General features: G+C 69.5%; 15 protein-coding genes and 1 pseudogene. 10 read left to right on the top strand and 6 right to left on the bottom strand.

The annotated features are described in order from the left end of the window. Positions 1 to 13 precede the first annotated feature (13 nt). Positions 14 to 1,405 (bottom strand): DUF349 domain-containing protein, encoded by a 1,392-nt coding sequence (locus IU449_RS08490; protein ID WP_195001321.1) that lies wholly within the window; start codon positions 1,403 to 1,405, stop codon positions 14 to 16. Positions 1,406 to 1,686: 281 nt separating this feature from the next. Here IU449_RS08490 and IU449_RS08485 point away from each other — a divergent pair, with 281 nt between their 5' ends. From IU449_RS08485 to IU449_RS08440, 10 genes and pseudogenes are all read left to right on the top strand, one after another. Beyond that, a complete protein-coding gene (locus IU449_RS08485; RefSeq protein WP_195001320.1) occupies positions 1,687 to 2,538 on the top strand; it encodes a hypothetical protein in 852 nt (283 codons plus the stop codon). Beyond that, positions 2,535 to 3,449 (top strand): annotated as a pseudogene (gene miaA / locus IU449_RS08480) (tRNA (adenosine(37)-N6)-dimethylallyltransferase MiaA); the annotation flags it as partial. The gene IU449_RS08485 and the pseudogene miaA, both read left to right, overlap by 4 nt. A gap of 149 nt (positions 3,450 to 3,598) precedes the next feature. Then, on the top strand, positions 3,599 to 4,435 hold the full coding sequence (locus tag IU449_RS08475; RefSeq protein WP_195001318.1) for a TrmH family RNA methyltransferase: 837 nt from the start codon (positions 3,599 to 3,601) through the stop codon (positions 4,433 to 4,435). Between the two features lie 73 nt (positions 4,436 to 4,508). After that, positions 4,509 to 5,393, top strand: a complete 885-nt coding sequence (gene dapF / locus IU449_RS08470; protein ID WP_195002408.1) for a diaminopimelate epimerase — start codon at positions 4,509 to 4,511, stop codon at positions 5,391 to 5,393. 343 nt (positions 5,394 to 5,736) lie between these two features. Next, entirely contained in the window at positions 5,737 to 7,194 is a 1,458-nt protein-coding gene (gene hflX, locus IU449_RS08465; protein WP_195002407.1) for a GTPase HflX, read from the top strand. Between the two features lie 217 nt (positions 7,195 to 7,411). Next, positions 7,412 to 8,266 carry a lysophospholipid acyltransferase family protein gene (locus tag IU449_RS08460; RefSeq protein ID WP_195001317.1) on the top strand — a complete coding sequence of 285 codons (855 nt, stop codon included), beginning with the start codon at positions 7,412 to 7,414 and terminating at the stop codon, positions 8,264 to 8,266. A gap of 128 nt (positions 8,267 to 8,394) precedes the next feature. Then, the gene (locus tag IU449_RS08455; RefSeq protein WP_195001316.1) at positions 8,395 to 9,513 is read left to right on the top strand and encodes an alpha/beta hydrolase; all 1,119 of its coding nucleotides are present in this window, start codon (positions 8,395 to 8,397) and stop codon (positions 9,511 to 9,513) included. Positions 9,514 to 9,718: 205 nt separating this feature from the next. Beyond that, entirely contained in the window at positions 9,719 to 10,864 is a 1,146-nt protein-coding gene (locus IU449_RS08450) for an acyl-CoA dehydrogenase family protein (RefSeq protein WP_195001315.1), read from the top strand. Between the two features lie 494 nt (positions 10,865 to 11,358). Further along, complete coding sequence (locus tag IU449_RS08445; RefSeq protein ID WP_195001314.1) at positions 11,359 to 11,934, top strand: TerD family protein; 576 nt, start codon at positions 11,359 to 11,361, stop codon at positions 11,932 to 11,934. Between the two features lie 376 nt (positions 11,935 to 12,310). Beyond that, positions 12,311 to 12,895, top strand: coding sequence for a TerD family protein (locus IU449_RS08440; protein WP_195001313.1), 585 nt, complete (start codon positions 12,311 to 12,313; stop codon positions 12,893 to 12,895). Between the two features lie 138 nt (positions 12,896 to 13,033). Here the strand turns inward: IU449_RS08440 and IU449_RS08435 are convergent, their stop codons facing one another. The 5 genes from IU449_RS08435 to IU449_RS08415 form a co-directional block, all read right to left on the bottom strand. Further along, complete coding sequence (locus IU449_RS08435; protein WP_228803819.1) at positions 13,034 to 13,924, bottom strand: hypothetical protein; 891 nt, start codon at positions 13,922 to 13,924, stop codon at positions 13,034 to 13,036. A gap of 96 nt (positions 13,925 to 14,020) precedes the next feature. Beyond that, entirely contained in the window at positions 14,021 to 14,629 is a 609-nt protein-coding gene (locus IU449_RS08430) for a DinB family protein (RefSeq protein ID WP_195001312.1), read from the bottom strand. Positions 14,630 to 14,642: 13 nt separating this feature from the next. Continuing rightward, positions 14,643 to 16,793, bottom strand: coding sequence for a glycogen debranching N-terminal domain-containing protein (locus tag IU449_RS08425; protein WP_195001311.1), 2,151 nt, complete (start codon positions 16,791 to 16,793; stop codon positions 14,643 to 14,645). Beyond that, positions 16,793 to 17,893, bottom strand: coding sequence for a glycosyltransferase family 4 protein (locus IU449_RS08420; RefSeq protein WP_195002405.1), 1,101 nt, complete (start codon positions 17,891 to 17,893; stop codon positions 16,793 to 16,795). The genes IU449_RS08425 and IU449_RS08420 overlap by 1 nt, the downstream gene beginning before the upstream one ends. 366 nt (positions 17,894 to 18,259) lie before the next feature. Then, a complete protein-coding gene (locus IU449_RS08415) occupies positions 18,260 to 19,111 on the bottom strand; it encodes an RNA polymerase sigma factor SigF (protein ID WP_228803817.1) in 852 nt (283 codons plus the stop codon). Positions 19,112 to 19,199 lie beyond the last annotated feature (88 nt).

Raw genomic sequence — 19,199 nt, 5'->3', positions numbered from 1 at the left:
TTCGTTCTGTGGGTCAGAGGTTGCTGACCGCGCCTTCGGCGGCCTCGGCCCATTCACGCCACTGCTTGGCCTGTTCGCGGGCCTTCTCGGCGTCGCGGGGGCGACCGGCCGCCTCGGCCTTGGCGGCCTGTTCCTCGAAGTGCGCGACCTTCTCCCGGAACTGCGCGGCGCGCGCCATCGCCTCGGGGTCGGTGCGACGCCACTGATCGTCGACGGCCTCCCGGACACGCTTCTCGATCGCGCGCAGCTTGCCCTCGAGATCGTGCATCCGCTCGCGCGGCACCTTGCCGATCGCTTCCCACCGTTCCTGCAGCTCCCGCAGGCCGGCGCGGGCGGCGTCGAGATCCTGAGCGGGGTCGAGATGAGCAGGATCGAGATAGGCGTAGGCCGCGAGCAGTTCCTCCTTGGCGACCGCGTTGGCCTCGAACTCGGCGTCGCGTTCGGAGACGGCGGCGTTGCGGGCCGCGAAGAACACGTCCTGGGCGCTCTTGAACCGGCGCCACAGCGCTTCATCTGCCTCCCGCGGCGCCCTGCCGGCGGCCTTCCACTCGTTGAGCAGTTCGCGGAAGACGGCCGCGGTGCCCGCCCAGTCGGTGGAGCCGGACAGTTCCTCGGCCTGGACGCACAGCTCCTCCTTGCGCGTCTTCGCTGCGGCCCGCTCCCGATCCAGCTCGGCGAAGTGCGCGCCGCGTCTGCGGTTGAACGCCTCGCGGGCCTTCGAGTAGCGCTTCCACAGCGCGTCGTCGACCTTGCGGTCCACACCGCGGATGGTCTTCCACTCGTCCAGGATCTCGCGCAGTCGGTCGCCGGCGTGCTTCCACTGGGTGGATTCGGCGGCGATCTGCTCGGCCTCCGCGCACAGCGCTTCCTTGCGCTCGGTGTGCTCGTGGCGGGCGCGCTCCTTTTCCTCCTTGGCGTGCGCGGCGGCTTCCTCGGAGTGTTCGGTGATCGCCCGCAGCCGCTGCGCGAGGCCGTCGATGTCGCCGATGACGGCCGCGGTGGGCAGCGACTCGGCGAGCCGGATGGCCTCGGCCTTGGTCTTGCGGGCATCGGCTCCGGCGGCCAGACGCGCCTCGAGCAGGGCGACCTCGGTGGCGAGGTCGTCGAATCGGCGGCCGAAATGCGCCAGGCCTTCGGCGGCGTCGCCCGCCTGCCAGGAGCCGACGATCCGCTCGCCGTCGGCGGTCTTCACCCAGGCGGTGCCGTCCTCGTCGACCCGTCCCCAACGTGCGGGGTCGGTGACCGTGGGCACCACGACCGGATGGGGATGCTGCTGTGCCGGGCCGGGGGCCGGCTTGACCGCGTGCGGCTTGGGATGGGGCTTGGATCCACCCGGTTTCGGGGCACCGGACGGACGCGGCGCGCTGCCGGGGGTGGCCTTCGCGGTTCCGTTGCTGTCGGTCATTGCTCTCCGTCCTTTGCCGCGCGTCACGGCTGCCTGGTTACGCCCTGGTTCATCCCGTTCGACCTGCTCTCCAGCCGCCGCTACGGTCGCGTCCGGGTCACTCGTGGGCGAAAGGCGGCCCACGGGTCGGTGCGGGGTGACAACCCGTGGTGACCTGGGTTGTCGCACCCCCGACACTATCAATCCCGGCAGGAATTGACCCGACAGACACTCGAACCCGTACCCGGCCGCCCACCCGGCGCCGCGTCGGCGCGTCACGGCGAACCGATACGGTTGGCGACGTGTTCAGCATTGCGGCTCTCGTCCCCTCGCCGCCGCTCCTGGTTCCCGAACTCTGCGGCGGTCGATCCGGAACGACCGGCAACGATCCGGCCGCGCAGGTGGCGCGGGTGCGTGCCGCCACGCTCGCCGCCGTCGGTGAACTCGCCCGGGTGGCCGGCTGGACTGTCGTCGGCGTCGATGCCGCACAGTCGGTGGCCGGCTCCGATTCGGCCGACGGCACCTCCACAGCAGCGAATGCGGGCGCGGGGATCACTGTGACCAGGGAGTACGCCTCCGAATCGGTGGGCACCTTTCGCGGATTCGGAGCCGATGTGACTGTCGGGCTGTCCGCGCATGCCCTGTCCTCGGCTGCCGAACCGGATCCGGAGGTCCCACTGGCTGTGCTGATCGCCGCGTGGTTGCGGGGGGAGGCCGCCCCGGAGGTGCGGGCCCGTGCCTGCTTGGTGTCCGCGGACGCTTCCGTGGACGAGTGCGTCGCGCTGGGTACGCGGTTGCGCGGCGAACTGGACGCCGATCCGCGGCCGCACGGCGTGCTCGTCGTCGCCGACGGCGCTACGACCCTGTCCACCAGCGCGCCCGGCTACTTCCAGGAGCAGGCGCCGGAGGTCCAGCGCCGGATCGACGACGCGCTCGACGCAGGCGACCGCGCCGGGCTGCGTGCCCTGGACCCGGCCGAGTGCGCACGACTCGGCGTCGACGGACGCGCCGCATATCAGGTGCTGGCGGGGGTGTTCGCCCCCGACGCCGCCGACCCGGCCGTGCGGACCTACTATCGGGACGCGCCGTTCGGCGTCGGCTATCACGTGAGCGTGTGGCGTTCGGGGGACGACCGGGAAGGCAGGGCGCGATGACGGTGCCGATCGCAGTGGTCGGTCCCACCGCCACCGGGAAATCCGACCTCGGGCTCGCGCTGGCCGAGCGACTCGAGGGCGAGATCGTCAATATCGACGCGATGCAGCTCTACCGCGGCATGGATATCGGCACGGCCAAGCTCGCGCCCGCCGAACGCCGCGGCATTCCCCATCATCAGCTCGACGTCCTCGAGGTTACCGAGACCGCCAGCGTCGCCACCTACCAGCGCAACGCGATCGCCGACGTCGAGGCGATCATGGCGCGCGGGCGGACGCCGGTGATCGTGGGCGGCTCGATGATGTACGTCCAAGCGCTGCTCGACGACTGGGCGTTCCCCGCCACCGATCCGACGGTGCGGGCCAAGTGGGAGCGATTGCTCGAGACCGGGGGAGCGGCCGCCGTGCACGAGGCGCTGCGTGCGGCGGATCCCGTTGCGGCACAGACGATCCTGCCCACGGACGGACGGCGCATGGTGCGCGCGCTGGAAGTCGTCGAACTCACCGGCAAGCCGTTCGCCGCTTCGGCGCCCAGCATCGGCACACCGCGCTGGGGCACGGTGATCCTCGGCGTCGACCGCGACACCGCCGAACTCGACGAGCGCATCGAACACCGCACGGCACTGATGTTCGCCGAGGGCCTGGTCGAGGAGGTGCGCGGACTCGTCGAACGTGGACTGCGCCGGGGCGTCACGGCCCGTCGGGCGATCGGTTACGCCCAGGTCCTCGCCTACCTCGACGACGAATACGATCTGCGCCACGCGCAGGAGCGCACGCTCATCGGCACCCGGCGTTACGTGCGGCGGCAGCGTTCCTGGTTCCGGCGCGATCCCAGGGTGCGTTGGCTGGACGGCGCCGATCCCGCCCTGGTCACCACGGCGCTCGAACTGATCACCGAGCACCGCTCCGGCGGCGCCACCGCGTCGCGGCCCGGTGCTCATCCCGCCTCGGGCCCTGGGCATGGTGACCTCGCCGATCCCGCGACCGCGACGAGCGTCGATCCGGCGGGCGACTTCGGTCCGGCGGGCGACGTCGGTCCGGCGAATACAGAACGGACTCCACAGTGACTCGACGTGTCAGTACCCGTAATGCCTCGGTGCAGGTGTGGCAGGCCTACCTGCACAACCGCACCAAGCGCAATCGCGACCGGCGCTTCCTGGTGCAGGGCGTGCGGCCGATCACGCAGGCGCTGGCGGCGGGGTGGCCGCTGGAGACCATGCTGTACCGGCTGGGCGGCCCGGAACTGTCGACCTGGGCGCGCGAGGCGCTCGAGGCCAGTGCGGTGCCCGGTGTCGGTCTGGTGCCCGAACTCATCGCCGAGCTCGGCGAAAAGGCCGATGCCGCACCGGAACTGATCGCCGTCGCGGTGTCGCGACAGCTGGAGCTCGCCGATTACCGGCCCGGTGAACCCGGCGAGGACGCCCCGGTCGTGGTGGTGTTCGACCGGCCGAACTCGCCGGGCAATCTGGGCACCCTGATCCGCTCGGCGGATTCCTTCGGCGCCGACGCGGTGGTGGTCAGCGGGCACGGGGCCGATCAGTACGACCCGCAGGCGGTTCGAGCCTCCACCGGTTCCCTGTTCGCGGTGCCGGTGTTCCGGGTGGCCGGACCGGCGCAGGTGGTCGAGTTCCGGGACCAGCAGATCGCGCGCGGCATTCCGACCCGGATCGTCGGTACCGACGAACGCGGCACATCCGCGGTCTTCGATCACGATTTCCGGGAAGCGACGGTCCTGGTGATCGGCAACGAGACCACCGGCATGAGCGCGGCCTGGCAGGATGTGTGCGACGACCTGGTGTCCATCCCGATGGGAGGCACCGCCAGCTCGCTGGGGGCCCCCTCGGCGGGCGCGGTCGCACTGTACGAAATATCGCGCCAGCGCCGGACGTTCGTTCGATGACCGGCCCCGCACACCACGACACCGCAGAAGACGACCGGCCGCCGGCGGAAACGGAGAATCACGAGTGACGGACATCGAGTTCACGAAGGGCCACGGCACCCAGAACGACTTCGTGGTGCTGCCCGACGAGGACGTCCGGCTCGAACTCGGTGCCGAGCGGATCAGCGCCCTGTGCGACCGGCAGCGCGGCTTGGGCGCCGACGGTGTGCTGCGGGTCGCGCGCGCGGGCGCGCTGCGGGCCGCCGGTGTGCTCACCGAACTGCCCGAGGGGGTCGCCGAGCAGGACTGGTTCATGGACTACCGCAATGCCGACGGCTCGATCGCCGAGATGTGCGGCAACGGCGTCCGGGTGTTCGCGCACTACCTCGCCGCGACCGGCCGGGAGACCAGGGCCGAGCACGTGGTCGGCAGCCGCGCGGGGGCGCGACCGGTCATCGTGCACGCCGCGGGCCCGGTGCACGGTGAGGTCACCGTGGCGATGGGGGAGGTACGCAACCTCGGACCGTCCACGGCGACCATCGGCGGCTGGGGTCTGTCCGGCCTCGGCATCGATGTGGGCAATCCGCATCTGGCCTGCGTCGACCCGGCACTGACCGCCGAAGCACTGGCCAAACTCGATCTGACCGTCTCCCCCGGCTACGACCCCGATCTGTTCTCCCACGGCGTGAACGTCGAGATCCTGACCCCGATCGACGCGCGGCGCGGCGTGGACATGCGCGTCTACGAGCGCGGGGTCGGCGAGACCCGCTCCTGCGGCACCGGAACCGTCGCGGCGGCGGCCGCCGCGCTGAGCGCCGAGGGGTTCGATCTGGCCACCGATTCCGGCGAGGTGACCGTCCGGGTGCCCGGCGGACAGGTGCGCGTCGGCCTGTCGGCGGGTCACGCCTGGTTGCGCGGACCGTCGGTGCTGGTAGCGACCGGTCGGCTCGGCGCGGACTGGTGGCGGGACCTGGGCTGAGTCCCCCGGTTCTCGTCGCCTGGGTCTATTCCGGGACCGTCCGTGCGAAATAGAAATGCGGACGTGGCCCGAACCGTGGCAGCATGGATGGTGTATGAGGAAATCAGAGACGTTCGACATCACTTCGACCTCCAGCGGAAACGACACCGCCGACCAGGCCGGATTCCACACTGACGACACTTACGCCGACGACAACTACGTCGATGGCGACTTCGACGGCGCCGACTACCGCGACACCGATGACGCGGACGGCGACTTCGACGGCACCGACTTCGACGGCGGCGAATCCGCCGGCGGCGAGTACGCGAACGAAGGCGATGTGATCGCCGAACGCGCGGCCCGGATGAAGCGCAACGGCTGGACCAGCGCCGAGCCCACCGCCGGCGAGATGCGGCTCGAGGAGCGCACCTCGCTGCGTCGCGTCGCGGGTCTGTCCACCGAACTCACCGATGTCACCGAAGTCGAGTACCGGCAGCTGCGCCTCGAGCGCGTCGTGCTGGTCGGGGTGTGGACATCGGGTACGTCCGCGCAGGCCGAAGCGAGCATGGCCGAGCTGGCCGCTCTTGCCGAGACCGCGGGGTCACAGGTGCTCGAGGCGCTGATCCAGCGTCGCGACAAGCCGGACCCGGCGACCTATATCGGCTCCGGAAAGGCCGACGAACTGCGCACGGTGGTGCTCGAGACCGGCGCCGACACCGTGATCTGCGACGGCGAGCTGACCCCCGCGCAGCTGACCGCGCTGGAGAAGGTCGTCAAGGTCAAGGTCATCGACCGGACCGCGCTGATCCTGGACATCTTCGCCCAGCACGCCACCTCCAGTGAGGGCAAGGCGCAGGTGTCGCTGGCGCAGATGGAGTACATGCTGCCGAGGCTGCGCGGCTGGGGCGAGTCGATGTCGCGGCAGGCGGGCGGTCGCGCGGGCAGCAACGGTGGTGTGGGTCTGCGCGGCCCCGGTGAGACCAAGATCGAGACCGATCGCCGTCGCATCCGCGAGCGCATGGCCAAACTGCGCCGGGAGATCCGCGAGATGAAGACCGCACGCGACACCAAACGCGCCAGGCGCGCGGGTTCCGGTGTCCCGCAGGTCGCCATCGTCGGCTACACCAACGCGGGCAAATCGAGTCTGATGAACGCGCTGACCGGCTCCGGCGTGCTGGTGCAGGACGCGCTGTTCGCCACCCTGGATCCGACCACCCGGCGGGCCCAGCTCGACGACGGACGCGAAGTCGTCTTCACCGACACCGTCGGTTTCGTCCGGCATCTGCCGACCCAGCTGGTCGAGGCGTTCCGCTCGACGCTGGAGGAGGTCACCGGCGCGGATCTGCTGGTGCACGTGGTGGACGGCTCCGACGCCGATCCGGCAGGCCAGATCAAGGCGGTGCGTGAGGTCATCGCCGAGGTGATCAAGGAGTCCGGGGCGGATGCCGCCACGGCGCCGCCGGAACTGCTGGTGGTCAACAAGATCGATGCGATGTCGCCGATGCAGCGCACGGAATTGCGCGGCATGCTGCCCCACGCGGAGTTCGTCTCGGCGCGTACCGGTGCGGGCATCGACCGGCTACGGGCGCGGCTGGCCGAGATCCTCGGTGATCTCGATGTCGAGGTCGGGGTCCTGCTGCCCTACACCCGGGGTGACCTGCTCGCCCGGGTGCACGCCGACGGCCGGATCCTGCACTCCGAACACGAGGAGGGCGGCACCCGGCTGCGGGCGAGGGTCCCGCACGCGTTGGCCGCCGCGCTGGCGGAATACGCGCATGCGGGCTCGGGTCCCGTCGACCGCCTCGCGGACCGCCAGAATTAGAACCGACCGGCACGTATGTCGTCGGCCTCGACGGCATACGTGACACGGTGAAATGCCCCACGATGGGCGGGTTTTTCTGTAACTGGTTCCAGGGCTTTCGGTACGGTGGATTCCAGGAGCCGCGATGCTGCGGCGCAGGGGACATCACATTTTCCGTACCACCGCGTTTTCCGTACGCCGACGTGCCGGGAATCCGACATTCGAGGGGAAACCAGCAATGCCCGAATCCGCGCCCACCGGGGCGGTATTGACCGACGGCGCACCGTTGGAGGTCCGTCTGGACGACAACGATCTGCGAATGCTCGACACCCTGCTCGCGCCGTTGCGAGCCTGGACCAGCCCGCGCTTCTACGGCCTGGAGAACATCCCCGCCGAGGGGCCCGTGCTGCTGGTCGCCAACCACAATCTGCTCGGCCTGATCGACGCGCCGCTGCTGATGCCCGAGGTGCTGCGGACCCGCGGCAGGCTGATCCGCGGCCTGGCCGAAGACCTGCTCATCGGGGTACCGGGGGTGCGGCATTTCCTGCACTACTACGGTTCCGTGCGCGGCAACCGGCACAACTGCCAAACGCTGCTCGAACGCGGCGAGGCGGTGCTGGTGTTCCCCGGCGGCGGCCGCGAGGCCATCCGCCGCAAGAACGAGAAGTACGTACTGAAGTGGGAGGGGCGTACCGGATTCGCGCGGATGGCGCTGGCCGCGGGGGCGCCGATCGTGCCGGTGGCGATGATCGGTGTCGACGATGCCTACGACATCGTGGTCGACGGTCATCATTCCCTCATGCGGCCGGTGCGCTGGGCTGTCGAAGCGCTCGGCCTCAAGCACGACCTCACGCCGCCGCTGGTGCGCGGTCTCGGGCCGATCCCGCGGCCGGAGCGGTTCTACTTCTCCGCGGGGGCGCCGATCGATCCGGCGCCGTGGACCGGCGCCGAGGATCTCGACGCTGCGGCCGCCGACTTGCGTGATGTGGTGCGCAAGGCGCTCGAGGAGGAGATCCGTTATCTGTTCACCGAGCGTGCGCGCGATTCCGGTCGCACGCTCGGCGGTCGGGTCCGCGGTCTGCTGGGCATCTGAGATCGGGTCGGCGTGTGCGGGCCGGCCACGCTGGACAACGGTCACCGTCCCGTCTTCGGCGTACAACGATCCTCGAACGGCATCGGCTTTCCAGCTATTCTCCGGCATCCGGTGCGTAGCGTGAGGAAATGGCGTGGACGCGGATCGGATCGAGGCTGACCGGAGCCGCCACCGCGATCGCGGCGGCCATCATGACGGCCACTGTGCCAGCCAGTGTGACGGCTGCCGATCCCGGCGTGCCCCCCGCGCCTGCCGTTGATCCCGGCGCCGCAACGCCTACGGTGGCCGATCCGCTCGTTCGCTCCGGGGCGCCGTCGGCGACGCCGATATCGGCCGACGGATCGCGGCTGGTCGACTTCCGGGTCGTCGGTGACCGGAACCTCCGGCTCGGCGTCTATTCCGCCGCCATGGATCAGGTGATCGAACTCGACGTGCAGCGGCCGGCCGACACCTCGGTACCGAGGCCGACCCTGTATCTGCTGGCGGGCGCGGGCGGTGGGGAGGATTCGGCGACCTGGCAGGCGCGGACCTCGGCGCTGGAATTCCTGGCCGCGCACCCGGTCAATGTCGTCCAGCCGATCGGCGGGGCGTGGAGTTACTACACCGACTGGCGAGCCCGCGATCCCGTTCTCGGGGTCAACAAGTGGAAGACGTTCCTCACCGAAGAGTTGCCGCCGGTGATCGACGGCGCCCTGGGCACCGACGGGCTCAACGCGCTGGCGGGTCTGTCGATGTCGGGCACCTCGGTCCTGCAATTGCCCATCGCTGCCCCCGGCAGTTATCGCGCGGTGGCCGCCTACAGCGGATGCGCCCAGATCAGCGATCCACTCGGCCATCAGCTCGTGCAGACGGTGGTGGCGGCCGGCGGCGGTGACGTGGTGAACATGTACGGCCCGCCGGACGACCCGATGTGGGTGGCGAACGATCCGTATGTGAACGCCGAGGGGTTGCGCGGTGTGGAGCTGTTCCTGTCCACCGGCAGCGGCTTGCCCGGCCGCTGGGACCAGCTGAACGGGCCGCGCGCCCAGCCCGGTGTCGACGGGCTGGTGAATCAGGTCGTCCTCGGCGGACTGCTCGAGGCCGCCACCGACCTCTGTACCCGCAATATGCGCGACCGCCTGACCGGTCTGGGGATCGAGGCCACCTATGTCTTCGATCCGACCGGTACGCATTCCTGGGGGTACTGGGAAGATGCGCTGAAGCAATCCTGGCCGGTCCTGGCCCGCGGCCTCGAACTTGCCGAGTGATAGCTGGAAGCTATTGTCGCGCGTGTGCTGCCGACTGGCGAGTAGGTTTGCGACCGGTCTCGCTTTGTGTCGTGCGGTGCCGCTACTCTTCCTGGTCGAACCCAAGATCTTCGGTGCGAAGTGAACCACGGTTTGGGTTCCGGGTACCGTATCGGGTAACGGCGGGTCGGTGTGGACCGGTCCGTGTGGCCAAAAGGAGGTTGGTGTGGAGCGCACACTGTTCGAGCCCGAGCACGAGCTGTTCCGGGAGTCGTACCGCAAGTTCCTCGAGCAGCACGTGGCGCCGAACCACGCGGAGTGGGAAGAGGCCGGCCTCGTCCCTCGCGAGGTGTGGCTCGAGGCGGGCAAGCAGGGCTTCCTCGGCATGGCTGTGCCGGAGGAGTACGGCGGCGGCGGCGTGCAGGATTTCCGCTACAACGCGATCATCACCGAGGAGACCTCCCGTCTGCAGTACTCGGGCCTGGGCTTCTCGTTGCACAACGATGTGATCGCGCCCTACCTGCTCGAGCTGGCCAACGACGAGCAGAAGCAGCGCTGGCTGCCCGGGTTCTGTTCCGGTGAGATCATCACCGCGATCGCCATGACCGAGCCCGGCACCGGCTCCGACCTGCAGGGCATCAAGACTCGCGCGGTTCGTGACGGTGACGACTGGGTCCTCAACGGCGCCAAGACCTTCATCACCAACGGCATCAACGCCGACATCGTCATCGTGGTCGCCCAGACCGACCCGGAGAAGGGTGCGCTGGGTTTCAGCCTCTTCGTGGTCGAGCGCGGCATGCCCGGTTTCGAGCGTGGCCGCAACCTCGACAAGATCGGCCTCAAGGCGCAGGACACCGCCGAGCTGAGCTTCACCGATGTGCGTGTCCCGTCGAAGAACCTGCTGGGCGTCGAGGGGCAGGGTTTCATCCACCTGATGCAGAACCTGCCCCAGGAGCGGATGTCCATCGCGGTCATGGCCGCCGGTGCGATGGAGGCCTGCCTGGAGATGACCTGCCAGTACGTGCGCGACCGCAAGGCGTTCGGCAAGCCGATCGGCGCCCTGCAGAACACCCGCTTCGTGCTGGCCGAGCTCGCCACCAAGACCACCGCGGTGCGCGTGCTCGTCGACCGCTTCATCGAGGACCTCAACGCGGGCAAGCTCTCCGCCGAGGACGCCGCGATGGCCAAGTGGTGGAGCACCGAGGAGCAGATCGACCTCATCAACCGTTGCCTGCAGCTGCACGGCGGCTACGGCTACATGCGCGAGTACCCGATCGCCAAGGCCTATATGGATGCTCGCATCCAGGCCATCTACGGCGGCACCACCGAGATCATGAAGGAGATCATCGGCCGCTCGCTGAAGTTGGCCTGATCCCAGCGATTTCGTAGCACCGAGGCGGGACGTCACGTCCCGCCTCGGTGTCGTTGCGGGGTGTGCTCTCGTCGGTCGAGGGGTGGGCTGCCGATCTCCGAACGACACTTCGCCGTCATCGGAACGCCGGGCCGAGGTCGCCGGATCCCCGGCGCGGGCGCCCAGTAGCCGGACAAATCGGACATTGTGACGTGCTAGTGTGAATCGTGCCCGACAGCGCCGCCACCGGTCTCGCCAGGTCTTCAGCAGTGGTGCCGCCGGTCGCCGGTGACGGTGCGGCGCTCAGCGCTCGGACACTCGCGGGGGGCAGTATCGAATTCGGGGCACGCGGCGCCGTGTTCGGCGATCGTCGTGTGGCCGCCGGTTCCGCTCTCTTCCGCCGCGATGCCGGTTCCGCCGTGTGTGGCGGCAGGACCGATCAGTAGGGCCCGGCCTCGTCCGGGAGCGCGGCGTGCCGATGGTCGGTCGCCGTCGATGTGAAAGGGAATCAGTCCATGGGTGTCAGTTTGTCCAAAGGTGGCAATGTCTCGCTCACCAAGCAGGCGCCGAACCTGACCGCCGTCGCGGTCGGGCTCGGCTGGGATCTGCGCACCACCACCGGCACCGACTTCGACCTCGACGCCAGCGCCATCGCGCTGGGAGCGGACAAGAAGGTCGTCTCCGACAAGCATTTCGTGTTCTTCAACAACCTGAAGTCCCCGGAGGGCGCCATCGAGCACGCCGGCGACAACCGCACCGGTGAGGGCGCCGGCGACGACGAGGTCATCAACGTCGACCTCGCCGCGACCCCGCCCACCATCGAATCCATCGTGTTCCCGGTCTCGGTCTACGACGCCGACGCGCGCAGCCAGTCCTTCGGCCAGGTACGCAACGCCTACATCCGGGTGCTCAACCGCGCCAACGGCGAGGAGTTGGCCCGCTACGACCTGTCCGAAGACGCGTCCACCGAGACCGCGATGGTGTTCGGCGAGCTGTACCGCAACGGCGCGGAGTGGAAGTTCCGCGCCATCGGCCAGGGCTACAGCTCCGGACTGTCCGGCATCGCACGCGATTTCGGCGTTACCGTCTGACTCTGCCCGGGCACCTGGTCCGGAACCCTACGGGTGGGGCGCTCCTGCGGCGTCCCACCCGCATCCGTCTTCCCATGACGCACACCGCTGAGGGAATCGGGTCGGTGCGCCTGCGGGGGCGCGAGGCGGCCGAGAACGGGGGAGTAGTCCTTGTGCGGACGCCGATCCCGTCGGGCCGATCATGATCATCGACGCGCTCCATCGCGGGCCGCTGCGGACGAGCCGGGCAGAACGCGAGCCGATTGGGCATCATCGACACGGAAACCGTCGACACGGGGTACCGGCACCGAATCCGAAAACGGTTGACGTTCACCGCTTCACCGAGACAAACGCTTCACCCGAGACAACCGCGTCACACGAAAGGCGATCGCAGCACATGATCACTCTCCGCAAAGAGGACGGCCCCGCGGACCTGGCCGGCATCACCAATCTGAGCGTCGGCGTCAGCTGGGATCCGTCGGCGGGCAGCAGCGGTGGCCTGCTCGGCATGGCCCGTCGCAAGAAGGGCGTCGATCTGGATCTCATCGCGATCTGCGCCCAGGGCGGCGATCCGGTCCGTTTCGCCGGCCTGGACTCCCTCGATCCGTTCGGCAACGGCTCGGTCGCGCACTCCGGCGACGAGCAGACCGGTGCTGCCGCGGGCGACGACGAGACCGTGCACGTCATCTTCGCCAACGTGCCCGCCGCGATCGACTCGATCATCTTCGTCGCCGCGGCGTTCAAGAAGGGAAGTTCTTTCGAGAAGGCCAACAACATCGCGTTCAAGATCTACGACGCGACCGGTGGCAGCAGCCAGCAGGTCGCCGAGATCTGGCCTTCGATGCTGGGCACCGAGAACGCCAATGCCATCGCCCGCGCGTTCCGCAACGGCCCGGTCTGGCAGCTCGAGGTGCTCGACCGCAAAGGCAAGATCAAGCAGGGCGACCGGCAGGCGCTGCTGCGGTTCGCCTTCCAGAGCTGAGCGTTTCCGGTACGGAACCTCGATCCCATCGACGGGACCGGGGTTCCCGGTTTCGGGCGGACAGCACGCCGGGCGTGCGATTCCCCTGCTCGGCGGCGGCATTCGATCGCCCGGCGTCCGGGCTTCGGTCACGGCGGACTACACCGGCGCGGGGCCGAGTGCGCGCGGCGGCGCGGTAAGAGCTTGCGCCGCGCCGACAGTCGCGCCGACTCCGGCGCCGATGACTGCCAGTGGGGCGGCCATGAGCGCCGCGCCGTAGGCCGCGCCGACCGGCACCGCGGCCAGGCCGATGGGTGCGAAGGGCAGGCCGATGACCATTCCCATCGCACCGCCCGCACCCGCGCCGATCAGGGCGAACGGACTCGCGACGGCGGCGCCCGCGGCGGCGCCGAGAGCGGCCGCGCCGATGGTCTGGCTCGCGACCCGGTCCGAGCGGGTGCGTTCCATGCCGACCGAATCCAAGAAGGTGGCGAGTTCGGCTTCCTGTACCGCCGCGGCGTCGTTGAGCTGGATGGCGTGCTCGCGCGGCAACCACTCCGGCGGTTCGACTCGCACATCCCCGAAGCGCAGCATTTCGGGCGGGGGAGCGATCGGCGGCACCGGCGCGACAGGGACCGGCGCGTGCAGCTCCTCCACCGGCGAGAGGTACTCGGGTTCGGGCACGGGGCGCGCCCACTGCAGGGAACTCAGCGTGTCGTCCGGAATGCGGATCCCGTGATATGGACGCACATTCGGCGCCTCGGCGGCGGGCCACTTCGGCGAGCCCGGACCGGTGCCGGTCGACGGCGCCTCTTCGGTGACAGCGGCCGGGTACTCGACATCCGCTGTGGCCGGGCCGGTTCCGGTGAGCGTGAGCACTACCGGCGCCGCGCCGGCCGCCACGGCCAGACCCACCCGCCGCCGGGACGGACCGACCGCCCGGTGCCGCCCGCCCCCTGTTCGCCCACCGAGGGCGGTGGATCCTTCCGGAGTCGCGTGCCTTCCGGCGCCGATGCGCTGACCTGCGCTGGTGTGCCGACCGGGTGCCATCGATCACCTTTCGCCTGAAAGAGTTCTTGTCCCTTCAGGTTCGAACCCGCCGACGCTCCGGATGGGCGGAGGCCCTCGCCGACAGCGTGTCCGCGGTCAGCGTGTCGCGGCGTCGGCGCGCATGTGCGCATACAGATCGCGCAGCAGGCACACCTCGGCGAGATGATGGATGACCTCGCGGTGGATGTGCAGCACGAGCGCGGCCATCGGCTGGTCGGCCCACGGCCCCTCGGCAGGTCCGCACGGCCGCAACAGATCGGCTTCGCCCAGTGCCTCGACGCCGGCGGTCCAGGTGGTGTACTCCGCGTCGAGTTGCGCCAACGCCAGGGCGGCGGTCGGTGCGTACTCGAAGGATTGGTAGTCGACCTGCTGTTCCCGTCCGAGCGCGTCCGCGCGCGCGGGCCGACCGAAGTGTGCGGCGTTGCGCATGGCCAGCACCCCGACGATCACATGGCTTAGGCGCCAGGCGATCGTCGTCAGCGGTGCCGGATCCGGCGGCGGGAAGGCGAAATCGATGGTCATCGCCCCGCTACCCGCCTGCACCGGCGCCGTGCCGGTGCCCCGCGGGCGGACGTTCCAGCAGCCGGGAACCGGCTCCCAGAAATACTCGGCGTCGGTGAGGCCGTCGAGGCGGCCCCGCAGCTGGTTCTTCCAATGCCAGTCGAGCTGGTCTCGCAGCAGCGGGTTCCACATCGGTTCTGCCATTCATCCGCCTCGCTCAGCTGGTCGCCACCGACGCCTGGTCGTCGCCCCGGGGCCGGGTGTCGACGGACTGCGCCGAGCGCGCCGGGGCCGCCTTGCGCAGTTCCCAATCCTTCGGCAGGCCGGTGACCTCCGCGGAGTTCGCGTGCGCGGTGATGTGTACGGTCGCCGACCCGAGCCGGAGGTCGCCGATGCGCACCGTGCCCCAGTCCAGCGGTAGCCGCGGGTGCAGCACCAGGGTACGTTGCGGTACGTCCGGTTGCAGACCGAGCCAGGAGCGCAACAACAACAGCGGCGCCGCGGCCGAGGTCGCGTGGGGTGCGCAGGCCGCCGGGTGCGGCAGCGGCGTGGGGAATTCGGTGCGGTCGAAGCCGCAGAACAGCTCGGGGAAGCGGCCGTCGAAGAAGCCCGCGGCGTCGAGCAGCCCCGCGGTCAGGGTCTCGGCGAGCGCCGTGGCGCCGGGCACGTGCCGGTAGCGCAGCAGCCCGGCCACCGCGATCGCGGTGTCGTGCGGCCACACGCCGCCGTTGTGGTGGCTCATCGGGTTGTAGGTGGCCATGTCCGAACTCAGCGTGCGCAGGCCGAATCCGTTGCCCATCGAGCGGCTCGCCAGCGATTCGACCAGTTGCGCGGCGCGTTCGTCGGCGACTATCCCGGTCCACAGGCAGTGCGCCGGGTTGCTGGTCAGCGCGTCGATATGAGCCTTGTGCCCGTCGAGCCCCAGCGCGTAGTGGCCGTGCTCGGGAAGCCAGAAGGCCGCGTCGAACCTGGCCTTGCGCGCGGCGGCGCGCGCCCGTAGCCGTTCGGCGGTGCGCTGATCGTCGAACACGTCGGCCAGGTCCGCGCGTGCCAGTTCGGCGGCGTAGGCATAGCCCTGGACCTCCGCGAGCGCGATCGGCGGATCGGCGCGATGACCGTGCGCGTCGTTGATGCAGTCGCAGCTGTCCTTCCAGCTCTGGTTGATCCGGCCGCGGTCGGTACGTCGGCGGTATTCGACGAAGCCGTCCCCGTCGAGATCGCCGTACTCGTCGATCCAGGTCAGCGCGGCGTCGGCGGCGGGCAGCAACCTGCGCACATCGGCCGGATCGGCGCCCCAGCGCAGCGCCTCACCGAGCAGCATGACGAACAGCGGTGTGGTGTCCACCGATCCGTAGCAGGCGCCCTCGCGGTCGGTGGCGCCGACGGGGCCGTGGTGGACGCGCAGGATACGGCCGGGCTCCTCTTCGGTGTGCGGATCGCTGGTGGTGCCCTGCAGCGCAGCCAGCCTGGCCAGAGTGCTCAGTGCCAGATCGGGATTCAACGGCAGCGTCATCCAGGCGCTGAGCAGGCTGTCGCGGCCGGACAACTGGATCGACCAAGGCGCACCCGCGGCGAGATAGGCCGGTGCGCCGCTCTCGTCGTGGATGGCCAGGGCTGCCAGATCGTTCTCGGCATAGGTGAGTACCCGGGCGAATTCCGTGGCGGTCGCGTGCACGCGGGTGGGGGTGTTGCGCCAGCTGACCGTCGGCTCGTCCGGTTCGTGCGGGGTCTCGGAGCCGACGATCGGCATCCGTCGATACCGGTTCACCGGCTGGGCCCCCACTTCGGCCTGCCAGCGGCCCTGCGCGGGAACCACCGCGCGCCAGCGAAACAACCCCGGTGTGACCTTGGGTTCGCCGGTGGCGTGGACGGCCACCCCGTGCCCGGCGTCGCTGTCGTCGATGAACAGCATCTCCTCGCCGCTGACGGTGACGTCGCCGCCGCCCGCCTCCGGCTTGCCGTGTTTGACGGCGGTCAGATCGGCGAAATCGGCGTCCACGTCCAGGGTCAGCGTCAGCGCGGTGTCCTCGTAGCCGAGATTGCGCACGGTGATCGACTCGGTGAGGCCGTGTCCGAGGATCCGGTGCCGTTCCAGCAGAACGGTACTCGCGCAGCCGGAGTACGGGGTCACCCGCAGCAGGAAGCGGGTCTGGCCGGGGCCGACGTTGTCGAAGGCGATCTGTTCGACGGCACGTCCCTCCACCGTCAGCTCCCATTGCGACAGCACCCGCGCGTTGCGGTAGAACAGGCCCTGCGTGGCGTCGCGGTGGATGTCGCCGCCCCGGTCGCTCACACACAGGCAACCGGTGTCGGGCTGGACCAAGCTGACCGTCGCGGTTCCGGCCAGGGGGCGCAGCGGCGCGGTCATCACCGCACCGCCGTCACGAGCGTGGCGGACCGCTGCCGGGCCTCCGGGACCGGGTCACGGTAGCCTGCCACCGTCTCGAGATAGACCGCCTCGTAGCCGGCGGCCAACCGATCGACGCTGAACAACCGCTCCACCCGGGATCGGCACGCGCGCGGATCGATCTCCTCGCTGCGCAACATGTAGTCCGGCAGTGCTGCGGCCTCGTCGCACACCCAGCCGGTGACGCCGTGCTCGACAACCTCTTCGACCGCGCCGCCGCGCATCGCGACCACCGGCGTCCCGCAGGCCATCGCCTCGATCAGCACCATGCCGAAGGGTTCCTCCCAGCGGATCGGGAACAACAGGCAACGCGCGTCGGCCAGCAGCGTGCGCTTCTGCGTCGAATCCGCCTCGCCGAACACCAGATCGTCGTCGGTGAGCAATGGCTGCACGCAGTCCTCGAAGAACTCTCGCTCGATCGGTTCGATGCACTTGGCGGCCAGGATCAACGGTACGCCCGCCTCGTGTGCGGCGCGCACCGCGAGATCGGCGCCCTTGCACGGCGAGAAGCGGCCGAGAAACAGTGCGTAGGAATCTTTTTCGGCGCGAAACGGCCATTGCCTCGGGACCAGGGCATTGTGCACCCGTCCGACCCAGTTCAGATCGGGTGCGAGCGCGCGCTGCCGGTCGCTGATGGCGACCAGTCCCGCGGTGTCCCCGATACGCCGGAAGTACTCGGCGAATTCGCCGTCGACCGCGCCGTGCACGGTCAGCACCGTCGGAATGCCGAGCTGATGGTAGGACGGCGCGTTGAGCACTCCGGCGAAGGTGTGGTCGTGCACCACGTCGATCGGCTCCCTCGCGGCCAGCTCCTCGACGGCCTGGCGCACCCGAAGTGCGTGCAGCACTTCAGGATAGGCCTCACCGAGTTGTTCGGCGGCGCCGCGTTCGGCGACCTGGACGAAGTCTGCCTCGGTGCCCGGCGCGCCGACCCCGATCAGGCTGACCCGATGACCGCGGGCGACGAGGGTATCGGCCAGTTGCGCGACGACGGCCTCGACGCCGCCGTAACCGGTCGGCGGGACCTGGAAGTACGGCGGGGCGACGAGCACGATGTGCATCCCGCCGCGTGGGTCGGCCAGACCCGCGCCGTCGCCGCCCAGCGGCACAGAATCAGAGTTCGAACCAGACCGAACGCCCACGACTCATCCTCCTGCATAGGGGGTGGTGCCATTCCTGCCGAAAACACGTCCTGCGACGAGCACATGCATGTCCTGCTGGAAAAACGTCACGCTGCGAGTGGAGCAGTGGTCCCGTGATGAGCGGAAGACCGCACGAAGCTGATAGCTCACGGACCTGATCGCTATTGAACAGTGATAGCTATCCAACAGCAACTACCCGGGGGAGATGCGGATCAAACCGTGGCGGCAGTATGCACAGCGCCCGGGGACCGCTCGGCGATCCCGCGGGCGCGGGTGGGGCAATGCTCAGGCGACAGCAGCGACCGGCTCGGCCAGTGCCGACTCCCGGAGCTGATTGAGCGTCCGATTGAGGATGCGCGAGACCTGCATCTGCGACACGCCGAGGCGCTCGGCGATCTGCGACTGGGTCAGCGAATCGTAGAAACGCCAGATCAGCACCTGACGTTCCCGATCGGGCAGTGCCGCGATCAGCGGACGCACCGCCATCGCGTCTTCCATCAGCGTGTAGCAGGGCTCCTCGGAACCCAGGCTGTCACCGACCGACAATCCCGCATTGCCGTCGTCGTCGCGGCCGACGGCGTGCAGGGTGTTGGTCGAGTAGGCGTTCGCGGCGACCAGCGCGCGAGTCACCTCGCTGAGCTCGATGTCGAGCTCATCGGCGATCTCGCGCGCCGATGGCATCCGCCCGAGGCGCTGCGACAGAATTTCGGTGGCCGGGCCGATCAGCGCCTGGAGCTCCTTGGCTCGGCGCGGCACCCGCAGTGCCCAGGTGTGATCACGGAAGTGACGGCGCACTTCACCCATGATGGTGGGCACCGCGAAGGCGAGGAAGGAGCTGCCCCGGCTCACATCGAACCGGTCGACGGCCTGCACCAGGCCCAGGCGAGCGGTTTGATGCAGGTCGTCGAAGGCTTCTCCGCGGCCGGTGAATCGCCGCGCGATGTGATCCGCGAGCGGCAGGCACAGTTCGATGATGTGTTCGCGCAGTGCTTCTCTGCGCGGATCGGTGCTCGACAGAGCCGCCAGCTCGGCGAACCGGGGCTCGATGTTGTCGTAGGTGTCTTCGGTGTGGCGGCTCTTACGTCGCTCCTCGGAGCCGGTGTTCGCGGTCCGGGCGGGCGCGGCGGTCTCGCGCATGGGATATCTCCCTCGTTGCATTCTCGCTGCCGTTGGACTCGACTCACGTGGTCATACCCCCGGTCTCCTCGGCCAAACAGGTGTGTTC

Source organism: Nocardia higoensis (assembly GCF_015477835.1).
GTDB lineage: Bacteria > Actinomycetota > Actinomycetes > Mycobacteriales > Mycobacteriaceae > Nocardia > Nocardia higoensis_A.
Note: the sequence above shows the minus strand (reverse complement) of the source record. Positions and strands in the feature narration are given on the sequence as shown.

Excerpts from the sequence above, each read along its gene's own strand:
- IU449_RS08490 (WP_195001321.1), bottom strand. The coding sequence starts at position 1,405 with ATGACCGACAGCAACGGAACCGCGAAGGCCACCCCCGGCAGCGCGCCG.
- hflX (WP_195002407.1), top strand. The coding sequence starts at position 5,737 with ATGAAGCGCAACGGCTGGACCAGCGCCGAGCCCACCGCCGGCGAGATG.
- IU449_RS08460 (WP_195001317.1), top strand. The coding sequence starts at position 7,412 with ATGCCCGAATCCGCGCCCACCGGGGCGGTATTGACCGACGGCGCACCG.
- IU449_RS08455 (WP_195001316.1), top strand. The coding sequence starts at position 8,395 with ATGGCGTGGACGCGGATCGGATCGAGGCTGACCGGAGCCGCCACCGCG.
- IU449_RS08445 (WP_195001314.1), top strand. The coding sequence starts at position 11,359 with ATGGGTGTCAGTTTGTCCAAAGGTGGCAATGTCTCGCTCACCAAGCAG.
- IU449_RS08440 (WP_195001313.1), top strand. The coding sequence starts at position 12,311 with ATGATCACTCTCCGCAAAGAGGACGGCCCCGCGGACCTGGCCGGCATC.
- IU449_RS08435 (WP_228803819.1), bottom strand. The coding sequence starts at position 13,924 with ATGGCACCCGGTCGGCACACCAGCGCAGGTCAGCGCATCGGCGCCGGA.
- IU449_RS08430 (WP_195001312.1), bottom strand. The coding sequence starts at position 14,629 with ATGGCAGAACCGATGTGGAACCCGCTGCTGCGAGACCAGCTCGACTGG.
- IU449_RS08425 (WP_195001311.1), bottom strand. The coding sequence starts at position 16,793 with ATGACCGCGCCGCTGCGCCCCCTGGCCGGAACCGCGACGGTCAGCTTG.
- IU449_RS08420 (WP_195002405.1), bottom strand. The coding sequence starts at position 17,893 with ATGCACATCGTGCTCGTCGCCCCGCCGTACTTCCAGGTCCCGCCGACC.
- IU449_RS08415 (WP_228803817.1), bottom strand. The coding sequence starts at position 19,111 with ATGCGCGAGACCGCCGCGCCCGCCCGGACCGCGAACACCGGCTCCGAG.